Origin of the sequence: Aestuariivirga sp., assembly GCF_047602625.1 — a bacterium.
In the GTDB taxonomy this organism is placed as follows: Bacteria; Pseudomonadota; Alphaproteobacteria; order Rhizobiales; family Aestuariivirgaceae; genus Aestuariivirga.
Map to the genome: position 1 here is coordinate 95,055 of NZ_JASGGV010000002.1, position 17,970 is coordinate 113,024.

Consider the following 17,970-nt stretch of genomic DNA (forward strand, 5'->3'; position numbering starts at 1 on the left):
GGCCGTTCAACAAGGTGCCCGCATGATCCCCCGCTACAGCCGCCCGGAAATGACTTCGATCTGGGACCCTCAAACCCGTTTCCGCATCTGGTTCGAGATCGAGGCCCACGCCACCGATTGCCTAGCGGAACTGGGCGTGGTGCCCAAGGAGGCGGCAGCCAAAATCTGGGCCATGGGCAAGGATGCTGTCTTTGACGTGGCGCGCATCGACGAGATCGAATCCGTCACCAAGCATGACGTGATCGCCTTCCTCACCCACCTTTCGGAAATCGTCGGGCCTGAAGCCCGCTTCGTGCATCAGGGCATGACGTCTTCGGACGTGCTCGACACCTGCTTCAACGTGCAGCTCATGCGCGCCGCCGATCTGCTGATCGCCGATGTGGACGGGCTTCTCGCCGCCCTCAAGCGCCGCGCTTTTGAATACAAGATGACACCGACTGTGGGCCGCAGCCACGGCATCCATGCCGAACCCACCACGTTCGGCGTCAAGCTGGCGCAGGCCTATGCCGAGTTCTCGCGCGGCAGGGCGCGGCTGGAAATGGCGCGGAAGGAAATCGCCACCTGCGCCATCTCGGGCGCTGTCGGCACCTTTGCCAACATTGATCCGCGCGTTGAGGAATATGTGGCGGAGAAAATGGGGCTTCAGCCCGAACCCGTCTCCACGCAGGTCATCCCGCGCGACCGCCATGCCATGTATTTCGCGGCGCTTGCGGTGGTCGCCAGTTCGATCGAACGGCTGGCCATCGAAATCCGCCATCTTCAGCGTACGGAGGTTCTGGAGGCGGAGGAATATTTTTCTCCCGGCCAGAAAGGTTCCTCCGCCATGCCGCACAAGCGGAACCCCGTGCTGACCGAAAACCTGACCGGCCTTGCCCGCCTCGTGCGCTCCGCCGTGACGCCCGCTTTGGAAAACGTGGCGCTCTGGCATGAGCGCGATATTTCCCACTCCTCGGTGGAACGCGGCATCGGGCCGGACGCCACTATCCACTTGGATTTTGCTCTGAAGCGGCTGACCGGCGTGATCGATAAGCTGCTCGTCTATCCCGGCAACATGCAGAAGAATCTGGATCGCCTTGGCGGCCTCATCCATTCGCAGCGCGTGCTGCTGGCGCTGACGCAGAGAGGCATGAGCCGGGAAGAATCCTATGCCGCCGTGCAGCGCAACGCCATGCCGGTGTGGCGCGGCGAAGGAAACTTTCTCGATCTCCTCAAGAAGGACAAGGAAGTCTCAGCCCATCTGTCTGATACCGAACTCGAGAGCCTCTTCGACCTGGGTTATCATCTGAAACACGTCGACACGATCTTCCGCCGCGTCTTCGGCGAGGCTTAACCTACCCACAGGCTCCAGATCGCCAGCATCGGGTCTTTGCGCGATTGCATGGCGTGGGTCACGCCGGGCTCATTGTAAATCAGCCCGCCGGGGCCTGGCCATGACCAGTCATGGCCTTCCTTCCACCATCCGCCATCGGTGAGCGCCACATAGACCTCTTCCGGCGGATGGCGGTGATTGGGATAGAACGTTTCAGGGGCCATCAGCGTCAGGCCGATCCACACGTCTTCGCGCTCTTCCAGCCCGCCCGGGCCAACCACCATGGCATTGGCATGCTTGTAGTGGAAATTGGGATCGGCCTCCGATCCCTTGCGCGGTGACCAATGCAGATCACCCGAGAGGGAGGCAAGCGCCCGTGCGAGTTCCGGCACGGGCGCATCGGCCAGCTGCGCGAGCCTGAGCGCGGCGGGCAGTTCGATGGTGATTGGCAAGCTCTGCGGCGCGAGCTTGCCGGGGCCTCCACCCCGCGCACGCAGCGCCCCAAAGATCCTGTCAGCGGCGGGCTGGGCTCCGGCACAATCGCGCGCGCGGGCGGCAATGGCCTGCTCGGTCAGATCGATGAAGCGCTGGAGCGGCCTGCTGCGCATCAGTCGGTGATGCTCACGCGCGTGGCGCCGAGGCCATGCTGCTGAACCAGGTTAAAGAGCTTTGCGGCATTCTCGGGCGACAGGCGCACGCAGCCATGCGACGCCGGACGACCGAGATTCTTGACATAATAGGTGCCGTGGATCGCGTAGCCGCCATAGAAGAAAATGGAATTCGGCATTGGCGAATTGTCGTATTTCTTGGAATAGTAAACGCGCCTGAGCGCGAAGGGACGGTAGCGGCCACGCGGCGTGTGGTAGCCATCGCGCGCAGTTGAGACCTTCCACCGGCCATAAGGCCAGCCGTTCACGTTCACCGCCATGGACTGGCTGGAGATGTTGATATTGATCTCCACCTCAGGCGCCGCCGAACTGGCCGACGCAGGCCCTGCCGCCGGTTGCAGCAGGAGGAAAAACACGGCGAAAACCGCACTCAATTGCTTCAGCATTTTAACATCACCTCTGAGAGCCCCCTCTCTGGATGGAAGTCTTGCGTCTGCCTTCGGAACAGACAGGAAAAGCGAATTCCCGCATTCTGCCCAGATTCCTAAAAATCCCCATTAAAACCGCAAGCATGCTAGGCAACAATGACATTGGATTGCTTTTTTAGCAGTTCTTTCTGAATAAAAATCAAATTATGATGAAAAGAGATCGTGGATATCTGATCGCCCAGCGCTTCGAGCTTCGGATTCCGCGGAGATTCCCCGGTGAATTCGCACGCGTTGAGATAGTGTGTAAGACGCTGGAAATACGTCATGCAGGTCTCGCCGCCGTCTCCTATCAATCGCCCGCCCCAGTCGGGCCAATACGATGTTTGTATATCCTCCACGACATACGTTCCGCCATCCTTCAGGGAGGGAAACAGTTTTTCGAACGTAAATATCTGATGCTCGCTAAAATGGGAGCCATCATCAATGATAATATCAAACGCGCCCTCCGATTCTATCAGACGTGATAGATCCTGATCGCTGAATTGATCGACTTTGTAGATAGTGACGCCACGGGTCTCGAGTATTTTTTTATCCTGGATGTCGCACGCGACAATCTTCCCAAACGGGAAATACCACCTCCAGGCGGTGATGGAACGGCCGCCAATGCTGTTTTTGTAGCCACCAATTCCAATTTCCAGAAGCTTGATCTTTCGCCAGCGGTAAGGCCCGAAAAACCGCTTGTAGTGCGGTGCGTATCGATGTCCGCCTGCCCTGTGCTTGTCTGTGCCATTCAGGAAAAATATCCATGTAAGCGGCAATCCCATCCAGCGAAACAAGTAGGACGCCATGGACGCGGCACGATAAACGTCCAACTCGTTCTCTTTTACAATCTGGCGTCTTTTTTCATCCGTCGCGAAACAGGCTTTGAAAGCGATCCAGATCGGGCGTGTGAACGATGTTGTCGCCGGCATGGTTTTCGCGGCCCTATTTGGCTATTTCTGTGATGCCCCGTCGAACAGAAACTCCCGCCCGACCTTGACGCGCCGCACACCATCATAGGCGATGATATCAGCGGTTGCATAAGTCTCGGTTAACGTGGCGGGCAGGAAGCTGCCGGTGCCTACCATGTCGAGCGGTGCATTGGCTGCTCCCATGATCTGGCACTTCTGCGGATCGAAACCGGACGAAGCGACGATCTGCGCCTCCTTGTAGCCTGCGCGGTCCAGCGCGAGGCGGGCATGGATGATCGAGGCCACCGACACGCCCTTGCCGAACAGGATGCGGCGCACCTTGTCGATCAGGATGTTGTTGGGATCAAGCTGCACCGCCCTGCCGCCCAGGACCTGCTCGACGATGTTGTATTCGCCCTGCACGCCCAGCCAGTGGCCAACCGTATCGACGGATTTCTCATAGTCGAGGCCTTCGGCAAACCGCCCGCCATGCGTATCGAGGCGGATGCCGTAGGTCTTGCCCTGCTCCTGCAGTTTCGCCTGCTCATAGAACCAGTGCGCGCAGCGCAGCGAGTCGGTGATTTCCTCGCCCGTGTAGTCGACGAGGGCGATCAGCGCCTTGGCTTCGGGGATGGTTTCGGCGAACAGCTTCATCGCCTTCAGCACATCGCCGCCGGTGTAGCCAATCAGCGCATGGGGCATGGTGCCCATGCCGCCGCCCGGACCGAAGAATGGCGCAGTTAAATCCTGCGAGGAGCCGACGAAGCCCTTTACCGCCGGATCGGCCTTCTTCGCCGCCATGCTGCCCACCGCCGCGCCATAGGCGGCGAGAATATTCATTTCTGCCCCGCTGCCGTGGCGGGCGTGCATGTCCATGAAGCCGGCCGAGGGAATGGCCCGGCACATCTCATAGGCGTTGTTGGCGGAGACGCAGGGAAAGCCCGTCTTCTGCAGCAGCAGCGTCTCGATTTCCGAGAGCTTCGCCATGGAGCCGGTGATCTCCATCATCTTGCTTTCGGAGGGAACGATGTCGCCTTCCTGACAATAGCGCTTGATCTGCACGTCCGGCACGAAGCGGCGGATCAGGCGTATGGTCGGCTCCAGCGCGGCCACCACGCGGCGGCGCATGAACACGGCAAACGTCACCTGCGCATCGCCATGGGCCGAAACGATGCGGCTGGTGTTGGTGAAATATTTGTCGGTCTGGGCTGGAATCGGACAGGCGCTCAGGGCGATGTCGGCGAGCCTGTCGAGGATGGCAGCGGTTTCGGCGGGAAGTGACGGTTGCTTGTCCATGCCGCACTTTCAGCCGAAACGCGCAAAAAGGTCAAACGCTCTTGATCTCCTCAAGGAGCCTGGCGCAGCCCCACTGCATGAGGTCCACATCCACCGCCGCGGCGAGGAAGGTGAAGCCCAGTCCAAGGTAGGTCTTGATGACATCGGCATTGCCCGCGAAAGCCCCGGCCACCAGCCCGTTGGACCTGGCCGCCTTCGAGACCTTCCGCATGGCGGCGAGCGTCGCTTCGCCCGTCTTGGCAACGGCAGCACCATTGGAGAGTGTGATCGACAAATCGCTGGGACCCACGAACAGCCCGTCGAGACCCGGCGTGGCGGCAATCTGCTCCACCTGATCCAGCGCCTCGACCGTCTCGATCATGGCGAACACCTGGGTCAAGCGGTTGGCCTGCGCCAGATATTCGGGGGCCGTCAGCCCCGAGGCCTGAAGTGCCGTATAGCCGCCCCAGCTACGGCCTCCGATGGGCGGATATTTCGCCGCCTTCACCAGCGCCTGCGCCTGCGCGGGGCTGTTGATCATCGGGGCGATCACGCAGGCAGCGCCCGCATCCAGCGACTGGCCGATCAGCCCCGGATCGTTCCACAGCGCCCGCACGATGGCGGGGCGGCCTGCGGCGTTGATGGCGGCGATCATCGGCACGGCGTCCGGAAAGCCGATCATGCCGTGCTGCATGTCCAGGCACACGCCATCGAGCGGCAGGCGGGCAGATTGCGCCGCCAGTTCGCCCGACGGCATGGTGAGCCACGAAAACAGGAAAGGCCCGGGTTTGCCGAGCCTTGCCTTCAGGTCATAATGCGCCTGCACGTTACGCCCCGGCCTTGATCTGCTGCACGGCCTCGGCCATCAGCTCGTCCATGGTGCGGCGGATCTGGTGATCGGACTGTGCGACCTTCTTGGCGTCGAAATCAGCCCGAATCTTGCGGAACACGTCTTCCTCGCCCGCCTCGATGAAATCGGCCTTTACCACCTCTTTGGCGTAATCATCCGCAGCGGTGCCGGAAAGCCCAAGCTTGTCAGCGGCCCAGAGGCCCAGAAGCTTGTTGCGGCGGGCGGTGGCCTTGAAGCGAAGTTCCTCGTCCAGCGCGAATTTGCGCTGAAAACCTTCGCCCCGCTCATCGAAAGTGGTCATGAACGTCTCCTGTTGGTTCCTTGCGCCCTGAAATAGCCAGTGCGGCCTTCCAAGGCAATGAGTTCTGGGCGTTGTGCGCCGCAGCAATGTGTTATAAGGAGCCCTCCCTCCGGCGATGCCGCTGTCGACTCGGCCGGTTTCGGGACATATGAGTGGTGTGAATTTCCTCCCCGTCCTAATGTGGGAGGGCGGTTGAGGTTTTGATGAGGATTTTCCAGATGAACAGCCGGCGCACGCGCATTTACGAAGGCAAGGCCAAGATCCTCTATGAGGGCCCGGAGCCCGGCACGGTGATCGTGCACTACAAGGACGACGCCACCGCCTTCAACGCGCAGAAGAAAGCCGTGATCGAGGGCAAGGGCGTCCTCAACCAACGCATTTCCGAATATATCTTCACGCGCCTGAACGAGCTTGGCCTGCCCACCCATTTCATCCGCACGCTGAACATGCGCGAGCAGCTGGTGCGCGAGGTGGAAATCATCCCGCTTGAAGTGGTGGTGCGCAACGTGGCGGCGGGTTCTCTTGCCAAGCGCCTCGGCCTTGATGAAGGCCACCAGCTTCCCCGCTCCATCATCGAATTCTATTACAAGAACGATGCGCTGGGCGATCCCATGGTCTCCGAAGAGCACATCACGGCGTTCAACTGGGCCGGGCCCCAGGAGATCGACGACATGATGCACATGGCGATCCGCATCAATGATTTCCTGTCCGGCCTCTTCCTTGGCATCGGCATCAAGCTGGTCGACTTCAAGATCGAATTCGGCAGGCTCTATGAAAACGACATGATGCGCATCGTGCTGGCCGACGAGATCAGCCCCGACTCCTGCCGCCTGTGGGACACCAAGACCAACGACAAGATGGATAAAGACCGTTTCCGCCGCGACATGGGCGGCCTCGTCGAGGCCTATCAGGAAGTGGCGCGCCGGCTTGGCATCATCTCGGCCACCGAACAGCCCGAACGCTCCCGCCCCAAGCTTGTGAAGACGGACAACTGATGAAAGCCAGGATCAAGGTCACCCTCAAGAAGGGCGTGCTGGACCCGCAGGGAAAAGCCATCGAGGGCGCGCTGGGCCATCTGGGCTTCGGCGGCGTCGGCGAAGTGCGGCAGGGCAAATATTTCGAGATCGAACTGGCCGAGACGGACAAGGCAAAGGCGAAAGATGAAGTGAAAGCGATGTGCGAAAAGCTCATCGCCAACACGGTGATCGAGAATTACGAGATCGAACTGGCCTGACATTTGGGTTCATGGATGAGGTTCGCATCAGCAAGTTCATGAGCCTCGTGTTGCGGCATCAGCCCGAAGCACTCGGGATCAAGCTGGACCGTGAGGGTTGGACAGATTTTGCCGACTTTGCCTCACGCATGAACGCCCGATTTGGTGTCACTGAACAAGATCTGGTTCGCCTCGTGGCGACCAATCCCAAGAAGCGGTTCGTCATACGGGATGGCCTGATAAGGGCAAATCAGGGTCATTCCGTTGAAGTGAACCTCGGACTGGACTCGCGCCCTCCCCCCGCCATGCTCTTTCACGGCACCACGGAGCAGGCCTACGAAAAGATACGTCTGGAAGGGCTGAAGAAAATCGACAGGACTCATGTGCATCTATCGCTGGATAGAGCCACGGCGGAGAAAACAGCTGTAAGGCGGCGGGGTCCCTGGGCCTTGCTTTCGATCAGCGCGGGAAAAATGGCAGCCGATGGTGCTTCGTTCTTCATGTCGGAAAATGGTGTGTGGTTGACTGACGCCGTTGCACCGGAATATCTGCAACTTGAGAAAGCGTGGGGTAAGAAATGAAATCCGCCGTCGTCGTTTTCCCCGGCATCAATCGCGAAACCGACATGATGCTGGCGCTCGAGAAAGTCACGGGCGCGAAGCCCGTCAGCGTCTGGCATACGGAAACGGAATTGCCGAAGGTTGATCTGGTGGTGGTGCCCGGCGGTTTTTCCTATGGCGACTATCTGCGCTGCGGCGCTATCGCGGCGCGCTCGCCCATCATGGAAGATATCCGCGCCAAGGCGCTGAAAGGACTCAAGGTTCTGGGCGTCTGCAACGGCTTCCAGATCATCACCGAGGCAGGCCTGCTGCCGGGCGCGCTGGTGCGCAATGCGCAGCTCCGCTTCGTGTGCCGCGAGGTGAAGCTGAAGGTCGAGAACAACGGCACGTTTTTCACGAAGCGCATGGCGAAAGGCGCGGTTGTCTCCTGCCCCGTGGCGCATGGCGAGGGTAATTACATCTGCGACGCCGAGACGCTGAAGCGGCTGGAAGGCGAAAACCGCGTGGTGTTCCGTTACACCGAGGGCACAAATCCCAATGGCGCCATGAACGACATCGCCGGGGTGATGAATGAGGCGGGCACGGTGATCGGCATGATGCCGCATCCCGAAAACATGATCGAGCCGCTGCATGGCAAGACCGATTGCCGCCCGCTGTTTGAAAGCCTGCTGGCGGCCTGAGGCTCTTCACGAAACCGTGAAACTTTCCACGCTTGATCCGGTTGTCGACTGGTATAAGCGTAACTTCCCTTCATACACATCAAGGAGCATTCATGGCCTACACCGTCGCGACTGTCATCGGCAGCCTCCGCAAGGATTCGTTCACCCGCAAGCTCACCGAGGCCATGGAGCCGCTGGCCCCCAAGGACATGAAATTCGTTGACGTGAAGATCGGCGACCTGCCGCTGTACAATCAGGACCATGAAGGAAGCCCCACCGCCGCCGTCACCGCCTTCAAGGCGGCGATCGAGAAGGCCGATGCCGTGCTGTTCGCCACGCCGGAATATAATCGCTCGGTGCCGGGCGTTCTCAAGAACGCGCTGGATGTCGGATCGCGGCCCTATGGCAAGAGCGCCTGGAACGGCAAGCCCGCCGCCATCCTCAGCGTCTCGCCAGGCGGCCTGGGTGGCTTCGGTGCCAACCATCACCTCCGCCAAACGCTCGCCTTCCTGAACATGCATGTGCTGGCGCAACCGGAAGCCTATATCAGCAACGCCGCGGCGCTTCTCGATGACAAGGGCGGGCTGGCGAAGCAGGAGACCAAGGAGTTCCTTGGCCAGTTCCTGCAGAACTTCGACGCGCTCATCAAGCGCTACGTGAAGTAGTCAGGCGCGCGCAAAAACTCTGGCGGGGACGCCCATGGCAATGCTCCCCGCCGGAACATCGCGCGTCACTACGGCATTGGCGCCGATCTCGCAATGCTTGCCCACCGTCAGCGGCCCCAGCAGCTTGGCCCCTGCCCCCGCATCCACATGGCCCTCAAGCACTACGGTGCCCGCCAGCGTGACCTGTTGGAACAGGAGGCAATTGGGGCCGATGCGGCTGGCCGGGTGAATGACGATCCCATTGGGATGCGGAATGAGAAATCCCCCGCCGATCTGGCAGTTCAGCGGAATGTCAGCCCCCGACAAGGCTGACCAGAAGCGGTGCCGCAGCACATGCCATGGACGCAAGATTTTGGGCGCGCGCTGATAGGCGCGGAGCGTTGCCACCAGCGACTTGCCGGGATTCCACTCGAAAAATCCTTTTGCTTCCCGCGTCCAGTCCGGCACGTCGGCGGAAATGCGAGAGAATTCGGCCATCGTGTTACCCATCAGCAGTCCATATCCCGGATTGCCTAAAATTTTATGGATCGGCTTCACGGCTGCTTCACCGCATTTGGCGTTAAACATGGATTAACGCTGAAAAACCGGGCTTGATGTGGTTGCCCACTTCTTAACGGCCACAGCGAAAAATCGGGGACGCGCACCATGGCAAGCATTCTTAAGACCCTCTTCGACCGCAAGACGAAGGAAACCTCGGCCGAGGAACAGGCCCGTGCCGCGCAGACCCGCCAGGCCCTGCAGAACCGCATCGACAAGATCGTCAATACGCCTGCCCAACGCCCTTCCGCGCGCGCCGCCTGACAGCCCGCAATCGGCATTTGAGATTCGCCGGAGGGGGCGCTAAAGCCGGGCCATGACCCGCGCCCCCGAACCCAAGATCACCCCGGACCTCGTCAAGCAGCACGGCCTCAAGCCTGATGAATATGATCGCTTCGTGAAGCTTCTGGGCCGCGAGCCGAGCTTCACCGAACTCGGCATCTGCTCGGCCATGTGGAACGAGCACTGTTCCTACAAATCCTCCAAGAAATGGCTGAAGACCATGCCCACCAAAGGGCCGAAGGTCATTCAGGGCCCGGGCGAGAACGCGGGCGTTATCGACATTGGCGACGGCGATGCCATCGTCTTCAAGATGGAAAGCCACAATCACCCCTCCTTCATCGAGCCCTATCAGGGTGCGGCCACCGGCGTGGGCGGCATCCTGCGCGATGTCTTCACCATGGGCGCGCGCCCCATCGCGGCGATGAACGCGCTGCGCTTCGGCGAACCGTCGCATCCCAAGACGCGCCATCTCGTTTCGGGCGTCGTGCATGGCATCGGCGGCTATGGCAATTCCTTCGGCGTGCCGACGGTGGGCGGTGAAGTGAATTTCCATTCCCGCTACAACGGCAACATTCTGGTGAACGCCATGGCCGTGGGCCTCGCCCGCGCCGACTCGATTTTCTATTCCAAGGCCAAGGGCGTGGGCCTGCCTGTGGTCTATCTCGGCGCCAAGACGGGGCGTGACGGCATTCACGGCGCCACCATGGCCTCCGCCGAATTCGACGGCAAGGCGGAGGAAAAGCGCCCCACCGTGCAGGTGGGTGATCCGTTCACGGAGAAATGCCTGCTCGAAGCCTGCCTGGAACTCATGGCGTCAGGGGCGGTGATCGCCATTCAGGACATGGGGGCAGCAGGCCTCACCTCCTCCGCCGTTGAAATGGGCGCCAAGGGCGACCTCGGCATCGAGCTTGATCTCGACAAGGTGCCCTGCCGCGAGGAAGGCATGACGGCTTACGAAATGATGCTGTCGGAATCGCAGGAACGCATGCTGATGGTGCTCGATCCCGCGAAAGAGAAAGAGGCGGAAGCCATCTTTCACAAATGGGGGCTGGATTTTGCCATCGTCGGCAAGACCACCGACACGCTGCGCTTCGTCATCAAACATGGCGGCGAGGTGAAGGCTGACCTGCCGATCAAGCAGATGGGCGATCAGGCCCCGGAATATGACCGGCCGTGGGTGGAGCCGAAGAAACCGGCCCCACTCGGCGATGTGCCAGCCCCCAACGATTTGAAAGCGGCGATCCTCAAGCTCATGGGCTCGCCAGACATGGCGTCGCGCCGCTGGGTGTGGGAGCAATATGACCACCTCATCCAGTCCAACACCGCGCAGATCCCGGGGGGCGACGCGGGCGTGGTGCGCATCCGCGATAAAAAGGCGATCGCCGTCTCAACCGATGTGACGCCCCGCTATGTGGAGGCCGATCCCTTTGAAGGCGGCAAGCAGGCGGTGGCCGAATGCTGGCGCAACCTTACCGCCGTGGGCGCCGAGCCCATCGCCATCACCGACAACCTGAATTTCGGCAATCCCGAAAAGCCCGAGATCATGGGCCAGTTCGTGCGCGCAATTCAGGGCCTTTCGGAGGCCTGCACGGCGCTGGATTTCCCCATCGTGTCCGGCAATGTGTCGCTCTACAACGAGACAAATGGGCAGGCGATCCTTCCCACCCCCGCCATCGGCGGCATCGGCCTTATCGGCGATCTCACGGCGATGGCCACCATCGCCTTCAAGCAGGCTGATGATGCAGTGATCCTGATCGGCGGCGAGGGAAAGCATCTCGGCCAGTCCATCTATCTCCGCGAGGTGCTGGGCCGCGAGGAAGGCCCGCCGCCGCCCGTTGATCTGGCGGTTGAAAAGCGCAACGGCGATTTCGTGCGCGGGCTGATCCGCTCGCATCAGGTGACGGCGGTGCACGACATTTCCGACGGCGGCCTCGCCGCGGCGGTGATCGAGATGGCGCTGGCGTCAGGACTAGGCGCAGATATCAGGCTGGGACATGACGCATCCAAACCACCCCGCCAAAATATTGCGCATGTTCAGCTTTTTTCAGAAGATCAAGCTAGATATATTGTGACATGTAGAAGAGAAAACCTGCTTAACATTTTCGGTCAAGCAAAAAAATCTGGAGTTGCTGTTCTTGATATTGGGCATGTTGCGGAGAAGCCCATTTTGAATATTCTGGGACATACTGCCATTCCCCTCTCGGACCTCCGCACCGCGCATGAAACATGGTTCCCGGCCTTTATGGCGGGGGAACTTTAGACGGGTGGCGGACTCACCTTCGCTTTTTAGCGCATTGCTGCGGATTGTGACTTACACCGCGCTTTCGCCGGAGAGACAGCCCGGATTGTTGGCGCTGCAGCTTCACGAAAAGCGCCAGAAGGACGGTCACCTGGGCATTACGCTTGCGGTTGCCGAAGCCACGGTCGATGAAGGCATTGCCATCCTCAGTGACCGCCTGATCGCCTTTCTCGAAAGCTACGCCGGCGAATTGCGAAGCGTTCTCGCAGCGCCGGGATTCGTGGATGCGGAACTTGATATCGGCCATTTCGCCAGCACGGAATATGCGGCGTGGTCGGTCACTTTGCCTGCGGCGCTCCTGCAAAAGCTCGCAACTTTCCCGCTTGATGTGACGGTGACGACTTTTCCGTCAGACCCCAAAGCATAGTCTTAAATTTAGCGAGACACGGCTCCAGCAAACCCTGCGCGGACAACAACGGCCAAACCGTGAGCAATCAGTGCGGGGTCTTTGCTGGAGAAAATGTCCTCAAGATATGTCTGCGCCGCCTCTTCGCTGCGAAGATAATTCGCGGCATCGGATTTTCGTGTTTTCAATATCTTCTTCATGTTTCCAATTCCTGTCCCCTATTTTGACCCTCTCCTTGGCTGGGCTTGACCCAGCCATCCAGCACTTCAACGTCGAGACTGTCTGAGAGTTCTGGATGGCAGCCGCAAGGGCTGCCATGGAGAGAGGGGGAAATGGCCAAGCATCAAGTATAAAGCCATTCCGCTCCGAATGAATAAACTTGTTGCGCGAAACCTATCCTATCCCGTCCGTGAACTTGATCGCGGCGTGGCTGCCGTCGCAATAGGGCTTGTTCTGCGAGGCGCCGCAGCGGCAGAGGGTGACGCGGTTGCGCACTTCATAGGCGAAGCCGTCTTCGGCGATCACCGCGATGCCGCCACGCAGCCAGAGGGGGCCGCTGCACGCTTCCTGCGGGTCTTCGACGAGGCCGATGGATACGGGCAGCTCCGGCTCGATGGCCTTGCCCGTCGCCTTGTCCCACGCCACGAGACGGCCCGAAGGACAATCGCAGGTCTGCTTCACGAAGGTCCTGCGCACCTCCGGATCATCCGTCTCCGCCACCTGCGCCCACACCTGGCCTCGAGGGTCACAGAAACGGGCGAAGGCGCACAGCGACTCGGCGTCGGTCAACTGCATCATCGGCCCGTCCAGCACCTTGGCTTGCGCCAGATAGGGCTGGCGAGAAGCCGTCTCCGTGCCGTCGAACCCGACGCGGCTGTGGCTGCCATCGCAATACGGCTTCTTTGCCGAATGCCCGCAGCGGCAGAGCCACACCTTCGGCTTGGCCGGAAAGGCCTTGCCCTCCTCCCATTTCACCGACTTGCCTGCCCGGTCCGTTCCGATGATCTGCTGGGCGATGGGAACGGCGCCCGACACCTCATAGGGGCCATCCCTGGTGACGGTAACGGTGACGGCGGGCTTGGACATGGAGCCTCCTGTGGCCTGGCTGATGGCTGGGACATGGACGCCCCCAAGCTGCGCCCATTTCAAATGACTGGCAATCAGGCCCGGCATCACCTATTTTTGATCCCAACCGAACAATTGCCGGATCGTTCCGCATGGCCATGTCCGCCACCGAAATCGAACGCTTCATCAAGGAAGCGCTGCCCGACGCCAGGGTCGAGATCCGCGATCTCGCCGGAGATGGCGACCATTATGCCGCCAACATCGTGTCGTCAGCCTTCAAGGGCAAATCGCGCGTGCAGCAGCATCAGATGGTCTATGCCGCCCTCAAGGGCCGCATGGGCGGGGAGCTTCACGCGCTGGCCTTGCAGACGGCGGCGCCGGAGGGATAAATGGGCTCACTTCTGGAGTTGATTGCCTTCCTCTTTGAGTTAGTGAGCTACAAACGGGTTAGAGAGAACCGCAACCGGACGAGTGATTTCTACGATCTTCTGGCAACGAAGTCCGATCCTCCCGTCACGACAGTGCTAAAGAAGAATTCAGTTCCCAAACCATCGCTGCTCTATCGCACCAACTTACGCCCGAGGTAAAAAATGACCGACATCCAGAGCTGGATCGACAATGAAGTGAAGACGAATGACGTGGTGCTCTTCATGAAGGGCACACCGGAAATGCCGATGTGCGGCTTCTCCGGCCGTTCGGTGCAAATCCTCAGCCACCTCGGCGTGCCCTTCGTGGGCGTGAACGTGCTCGACTTCGAACGAGCTCCGCCAGGGCATCAAGGATTACACGAACTGGCCCACCGTGCCGCAGCTCTATGTGAAAGGCGAATTCATCGGCGGTTCGGACATCATGATGGAAATGTACCAGACTGGGGAGTTGAAGACGCTGCTCACCGAAAAGGGTATCCAGGCCGCCGCCTGAGGACGCGCATAACAGGCGAGCGCCGCCACCCGATTGACCGGTGGCGCTCTTGCAGGCATGGGTTGAACAAATCTCATGCCTCATCGCCAATGACCGCCCCCTCCGTCACCGCGCCCGTCAAATCCTCGAGCCTGCCGTTTCTGGCCCTGATCGCCGGGGGCGTGGCGGTGGGCTTTTCACCGATCTTCGTCAGGCTTTCCGATCTCTCGCCCATCGCCTCGGGCTTTTACCGGCTGGCACTGGCCTATCCCGCCGTCCTGCTGCTCGCCAGGCTCTATCCCGATGCGCCGTCAGGCCCGCTCACGGCGAAGGAGCGCGGGCTGCTGATCTTCACCGGCCTGATCTTCGGCCTCGACATCATCTGCTGGCACCTGGCGCTTGCCTATACGACCGTCGCCGACGCCACGCTGATCTCCAACACCGCCCCCATCATGGTGGCGCTGGGCGCCTTCCTGATCTTCGGCCAGCGGATGAATCCCATGTTCATCATGGGATTGGCGCTTGCGGTGGCGGGCGTCTTCTCCCTCGCCATTCAGAAGGCCGGAAGTGCGGCCCCGATTGACCGGCTGACGGGCGATGCCTTGGCCGTCGGCGCGGCCATGAGCTACGCCACCTACCTGCTGCTGCTCTCGAAGCTGCGCCGCAAGCATGGCACGCAGCGCATCATGCTTTATACAACCCTCGTTTCGGCTGCCCTGCTCTTCCCGCTGGCGCTGTTCACCGCGCCGACGATGATCTCAGGCTCACTCGCGGGATGGGGCATTTTGCTGGCCATGGCGCTGGTCAGCCATGTCGGCGGGCAGGCCACCATGACCTATGCGCTGGCGCATCTCCCCGCCGCCTATTCCTCGATGACGCAGCTGATGCAGGCGGCCGTCGCGGTTGTGGCCGCCTGGGCCATTCTGGGCGAGTCACTTACGCTCCTCAAATTTGTGAGCGCGGCGGTGATCCTGATCGGCATCCTCATCTGCCGCCGCGCCGGAAGCCGCTGATGGACCGGCAGAAACAGCTGGCCATCGCGGCTCTCCTCCTCACCATGCTGTTCTGGGGCTCGGCCGCCGTGTTCCTTCGCACGCTGGCGCTGGCGCTCTCGCCGGAAAATTCGCTGGCGCTGCGCTATGCCATCCTCACCGTCATCAACGTCATTGGCCTTGCCATCACCGGCGGCTGGCGGATCGAGAAACGGGATTGGCCGCGGCTGCTGTTCGCCAGCCTCGCCGGCATGGCGGGATATAATCATTTCGTGAATGCCGGTTTCGCGCTGGTGCCCGCGGGCGTCGGCACCATCGTGATGACGGTGGAACCGCTGCTGATTGCGGCACTTGCCTTCCTGCTGCTGCGTGAACCCTTGTCGCGCTTCATCCTGATTGGCGTTGGCGTAGCCATCGCGGGCGCTGTCGTCCTGTTCTGGCAGGACCTGACCTCCGCAACGCCTTCCGCCGTGCCGCCCATGGGCGTGCTGATGCTGCTTCTCTGCTGTATCTGCTGGGCCATCTACACCATCACGGCGAAGCCGCTGCTGGTGAAATATGGCAGCTTCTCCATCACCGCCCTCACCATGATCATCGCCGCCCCCGTGCTGATCGGCCTCGCCTCCGAGCCACTCCCTGCGCTGGCGGCGAAACTCGATGCGCGGCAATGGGCGGAGCTGTTCTATCTCATCATTCCCAACGGCATCCTCGGCACATGGTTGTGGAACTATGGCAGCCGACAATTGCCGGGCGCGGCTACAGGCACCTTCCTCTATCTGATCCCGGTGATTGCGGTCACGAGCGGCGCGCTCATCCTCGCAGAACCCGTGACGCTTCATGTGATCTTGGGCGGCGCGCTGATGCTGGCGGGCGTCGCCGCCGCACAATTCGGCCCCCGCCTTCTCGGGCAAAACTAGGCGATGCAGACCAAAGCCCTCCTTGCCCTTCTGTTCACCGTGGTGGTGTGGGGCATCGGGCCCGTGTTCATCCGCTCCCTGTCGGTGGCGCTGGGGCCGGGCGATCATCTGGTGATCCGCTATGGCATCGTGAGCCTGATCTACGCCGTGGGCCTGCTGGTGATGGGCAACTGGCGGATCGCCAGAGAAGACTGGCCGCGCCTGCTGCTGCTCTCGCTGGTCGGCATGCTGGGATACAACCTCGGCTCCGCCTTCGGCTTTGAGAAGGTCACGGCCGGCATCGGCAGCCTCATCATCGGCACGCAGCCGCTGCTGATCGCGCTCCTGGGCAGCGTGATCGCCCGCGAGAAACTTTCCCTCCCGGCCATCGCCGGGCTGGCGCTGGCCTTTTCCGGCACCGGCCTTCTGGTGTGGCGCGACATCGGCTTCGGTAACGGCGGCAACACCATGCTGCTGGGCTCGGCGTTCGTGTTCGTCTCCGGCCTGTGCTGGGCGCTCTATGTGGTGCTCACCAAGCCGCTGATCCGGAAATATGGCGCCTACAGCATTTCCGCATGGTCGATCATCATTGCCACGCTGGCGATGATGGCGATGCTCGCACGGCCCTCCACGCTGCATACCATTCAGGGCATGTCGGTGAGCAACTGGCTGGACATGGCCTATATGGCAGGCCTCTCCACATTAATCGCCGCCATCAGCTGGAACTACGGTTCATCGCGCCTTCCCGCCGCCACGGCAGGCGCCTTCATCTATCTCGTTCCCATCATCGGCGTCACGGCGGGGGCGCTCATGCTGGGCGAGACCATTACGCCGGCCATGCTGATGGGCGGCGCGCTCATTCTGGCGGGCGTGGCACTGGCGCAATTCGGGCCCATGCTGCGGCTCAAGGGATCGGCCATGGGCCTTCCCGCCATCATCTTCGCCGTGACCATGTGGGGGCTGATCCCGGTGGCGATGCGCTATCTGATCCTCGGCCTCTCGCCGCAGACGGCCATGGTGCTGAGGCTCTATCCCGCCGGGTTGATCGCCATCACCGTGCTGCTGATCGTCGGTGTACGGAGGATCGAGTGGCGCGACTGGGGCCGGATCGCCATTGCCGCCTTTGCGGGCAATCTCGGCTATCAGGTGCTGGCCGCCTTCGGCATGAAATCCGTGCCCGCCAGCTGGACGGGTTTGCTGTTCGGGCTGGAGCCGGTGTTCATCGCCCTCTTCGCCGTGATCCTCGCGGGCGAGAAACTCACTACATGGCTGGTGGCCGGCATGGGGCTGGCGCTGCTCGGCACGCTGGCGCTAATGCTGGGCAGCAGCTTCGTGCCCACGGGTGACGTGAGCCTGACGGGGTTGATCCTCGTGACACTCTCCACCATGGGATGGGGAATCTACACCGTCGTCATCCGGCCGGTGTCGCGTAAATACGGGGCCTTCCAGGTGGCATGCCTCGCCATGGGATTATCCGCCCTGCCGATGGTGTTTTTCGTGACGCCGGAATTCCCGCAGGCGGTTGCTTCGATGCAGACCACGCAATGGCTGGCCGTCGGCTTCGTGGTGATCTTCGGCACCTTCCTCGCCACTTCGGCTTGGAACTATGCGCTGGGCCACATGGAAAGTTCGATTGCCGGAATCTTTCTTTACGTGCAGCCCATCGTGGCGGCGCTGGGCGGCATGCTGCTGCTGGGCGAGCAACTCACATGGCCGCTGCTGGCAGGCGGCGCGCTGATCATCGCAGGCGTGGCGGTGGCGCAGTTCGGCCCACTCATCAATGCACCTATCAAGAGAAGTCATTTGGCGGCTCAACCCGGCTAAATTATAAGCCC

Annotated in this window: 22 protein-coding genes and 1 pseudogene; 14 read left to right on the forward strand and 9 right to left on the reverse strand. The window is 61.1% G+C overall.

Annotated features, from left to right (window positions below; all coding sequences use genetic code 11):
* Positions 1 to 22 precede the first annotated feature (22 nt).
* Entirely contained in the window at positions 23 to 1,330 is a 1,308-nt protein-coding gene (gene purB / locus QM694_RS05025) for an adenylosuccinate lyase (RefSeq protein ID WP_415005857.1), read from the forward strand.
* Here the strand turns inward: purB and QM694_RS05030 are convergent.
* The 6 genes from QM694_RS05030 to QM694_RS05055 all read right to left on the reverse strand — a co-directional run bounded on the left by QM694_RS05030 (position 1,327) and on the right by QM694_RS05055 (position 5,721).
* The gene (locus QM694_RS05030) at positions 1,327 to 1,917 is read right to left on the reverse strand and encodes a dimethylsulfonioproprionate lyase family protein (RefSeq protein WP_415005858.1); all 591 of its coding nucleotides are present in this window, start codon (positions 1,915 to 1,917) and stop codon (positions 1,327 to 1,329) included. The genes purB and QM694_RS05030 overlap by 4 nt on opposite strands.
* Positions 1,917 to 2,363 carry a L,D-transpeptidase gene (locus QM694_RS05035; protein WP_415005859.1) on the reverse strand — a complete coding sequence of 149 codons (447 nt, stop codon included), beginning with the start codon at positions 2,361 to 2,363 and terminating at the stop codon, positions 1,917 to 1,919. The genes QM694_RS05030 and QM694_RS05035 overlap by 1 nt, the downstream gene beginning before the upstream one ends.
* 128 nt (positions 2,364 to 2,491) lie before the next feature.
* Positions 2,492 to 3,316 carry a hypothetical protein gene (locus QM694_RS05040; protein ID WP_415005860.1) on the reverse strand — a complete coding sequence of 275 codons (825 nt, stop codon included), beginning with the start codon at positions 3,314 to 3,316 and terminating at the stop codon, positions 2,492 to 2,494.
* Between the two features lie 21 nt (positions 3,317 to 3,337).
* Complete coding sequence (locus QM694_RS05045; protein ID WP_415005861.1) at positions 3,338 to 4,591, reverse strand: hypothetical protein; 1,254 nt, start codon at positions 4,589 to 4,591, stop codon at positions 3,338 to 3,340.
* 31 nt (positions 4,592 to 4,622) lie between these two features.
* A complete protein-coding gene (locus QM694_RS05050; RefSeq protein WP_415005862.1) occupies positions 4,623 to 5,396 on the reverse strand; it encodes an HpcH/HpaI aldolase family protein in 774 nt (257 codons plus the stop codon).
* A 1-nt stretch (position 5,397) separates the two neighbouring features.
* Complete coding sequence (locus QM694_RS05055; RefSeq protein ID WP_415005863.1) at positions 5,398 to 5,721, reverse strand: DUF1476 domain-containing protein; 324 nt, start codon at positions 5,719 to 5,721, stop codon at positions 5,398 to 5,400.
* Between the two features lie 218 nt (positions 5,722 to 5,939).
* Here QM694_RS05055 and purC point away from each other — a divergent pair, with 218 nt between their 5' ends.
* From purC to QM694_RS05080, 5 genes are all read left to right on the forward strand, one after another.
* Positions 5,940 to 6,716 (forward strand): phosphoribosylaminoimidazolesuccinocarboxamide synthase, encoded by a 777-nt coding sequence (gene purC, locus QM694_RS05060; RefSeq protein ID WP_415005864.1) that lies wholly within the window; start codon positions 5,940 to 5,942, stop codon positions 6,714 to 6,716.
* Positions 6,713 to 6,955: a phosphoribosylformylglycinamidine synthase subunit PurS gene (gene purS / locus QM694_RS05065; protein WP_415008575.1), complete on the forward strand. Its 243-nt coding sequence runs from the start codon at positions 6,713 to 6,715 to the stop codon at positions 6,953 to 6,955. Before purC ends, purS begins: the two co-directional genes overlap by 4 nt.
* Positions 6,956 to 6,966: 11 nt before the next feature.
* The gene (locus QM694_RS05070; protein ID WP_415005865.1) at positions 6,967 to 7,515 is read left to right on the forward strand and encodes an RNA 2'-phosphotransferase; all 549 of its coding nucleotides are present in this window, start codon (positions 6,967 to 6,969) and stop codon (positions 7,513 to 7,515) included.
* Positions 7,512 to 8,174, forward strand: coding sequence for a phosphoribosylformylglycinamidine synthase subunit PurQ (gene purQ, locus QM694_RS05075; RefSeq protein ID WP_415005866.1), 663 nt, complete (start codon positions 7,512 to 7,514; stop codon positions 8,172 to 8,174). Before QM694_RS05070 ends, purQ begins: the two co-directional genes overlap by 4 nt.
* A gap of 92 nt (positions 8,175 to 8,266) precedes the next feature.
* Positions 8,267 to 8,818, forward strand: a complete 552-nt coding sequence (locus QM694_RS05080) for an NADPH-dependent FMN reductase (protein WP_415005867.1) — start codon at positions 8,267 to 8,269, stop codon at positions 8,816 to 8,818.
* On the opposite strand, the gene QM694_RS05085 is transcribed toward QM694_RS05080, so the two are convergent.
* Positions 8,819 to 9,295: a serine O-acetyltransferase gene (locus QM694_RS05085; protein ID WP_415005868.1), complete on the reverse strand. Its 477-nt coding sequence runs from the start codon at positions 9,293 to 9,295 to the stop codon at positions 8,819 to 8,821.
* A 168-nt stretch (positions 9,296 to 9,463) separates the two neighbouring features.
* On the opposite strand from QM694_RS05085, the gene QM694_RS05090 reads away from it, so the two are divergent.
* The 3 genes from QM694_RS05090 (at position 9,464) to QM694_RS05100 (ending at position 12,303) form a co-directional block, all read left to right on the forward strand.
* Positions 9,464 to 9,619, forward strand: a complete 156-nt coding sequence (locus QM694_RS05090) for a hypothetical protein (protein WP_415005869.1) — start codon at positions 9,464 to 9,466, stop codon at positions 9,617 to 9,619.
* Between the two features lie 52 nt (positions 9,620 to 9,671).
* Positions 9,672 to 11,897 (forward strand): phosphoribosylformylglycinamidine synthase subunit PurL, encoded by a 2,226-nt coding sequence (gene purL / locus QM694_RS05095; RefSeq protein ID WP_415005870.1) that lies wholly within the window; start codon positions 9,672 to 9,674, stop codon positions 11,895 to 11,897.
* An 88-nt stretch (positions 11,898 to 11,985) separates the two neighbouring features.
* Positions 11,986 to 12,303 (forward strand): hypothetical protein, encoded by a 318-nt coding sequence (locus QM694_RS05100; RefSeq protein WP_415005871.1) that lies wholly within the window; start codon positions 11,986 to 11,988, stop codon positions 12,301 to 12,303.
* 8 nt (positions 12,304 to 12,311) lie between these two features.
* On the opposite strand, the gene QM694_RS05105 is transcribed toward QM694_RS05100, so the two are convergent.
* Together QM694_RS05105 and QM694_RS05110 are read right to left on the reverse strand one after the other, a co-directional pair.
* The gene (locus QM694_RS05105; protein WP_415005872.1) at positions 12,312 to 12,482 is read right to left on the reverse strand and encodes a DNA-binding protein; all 171 of its coding nucleotides are present in this window, start codon (positions 12,480 to 12,482) and stop codon (positions 12,312 to 12,314) included.
* Between the two features lie 193 nt (positions 12,483 to 12,675).
* The gene (locus QM694_RS05110) at positions 12,676 to 13,368 is read right to left on the reverse strand and encodes a CDGSH iron-sulfur domain-containing protein (RefSeq protein WP_415005873.1); all 693 of its coding nucleotides are present in this window, start codon (positions 13,366 to 13,368) and stop codon (positions 12,676 to 12,678) included.
* Between the two features lie 131 nt (positions 13,369 to 13,499).
* Between QM694_RS05110 and QM694_RS05115 the strand changes: the two genes are divergently transcribed.
* The 5 genes and pseudogenes from QM694_RS05115 to QM694_RS05135 all read left to right on the forward strand — a co-directional run bounded on the left by QM694_RS05115 (position 13,500) and on the right by QM694_RS05135 (position 17,959).
* Positions 13,500 to 13,736 (forward strand): BolA family protein, encoded by a 237-nt coding sequence (locus tag QM694_RS05115; protein WP_415005874.1) that lies wholly within the window; start codon positions 13,500 to 13,502, stop codon positions 13,734 to 13,736.
* A gap of 201 nt (positions 13,737 to 13,937) precedes the next feature.
* A pseudogene (gene grxD / locus QM694_RS05120) lies at positions 13,938 to 14,268 on the forward strand (Grx4 family monothiol glutaredoxin).
* Between the two features lie 89 nt (positions 14,269 to 14,357).
* On the forward strand, positions 14,358 to 15,260 hold the full coding sequence (locus QM694_RS05125; RefSeq protein WP_415005875.1) for a DMT family transporter: 903 nt from the start codon (positions 14,358 to 14,360) through the stop codon (positions 15,258 to 15,260).
* On the forward strand, positions 15,260 to 16,156 hold the full coding sequence (locus tag QM694_RS05130) for a DMT family transporter (protein ID WP_415005876.1): 897 nt from the start codon (positions 15,260 to 15,262) through the stop codon (positions 16,154 to 16,156). The genes QM694_RS05125 and QM694_RS05130 overlap by 1 nt, the downstream gene beginning before the upstream one ends.
* Before the next feature lie 3 nt (positions 16,157 to 16,159).
* Positions 16,160 to 17,959 carry a DMT family transporter gene (locus QM694_RS05135; protein ID WP_415005877.1) on the forward strand — a complete coding sequence of 600 codons (1,800 nt, stop codon included), beginning with the start codon at positions 16,160 to 16,162 and terminating at the stop codon, positions 17,957 to 17,959.
* The last annotated feature ends 11 nt before the right edge of the window (positions 17,960 to 17,970 follow it).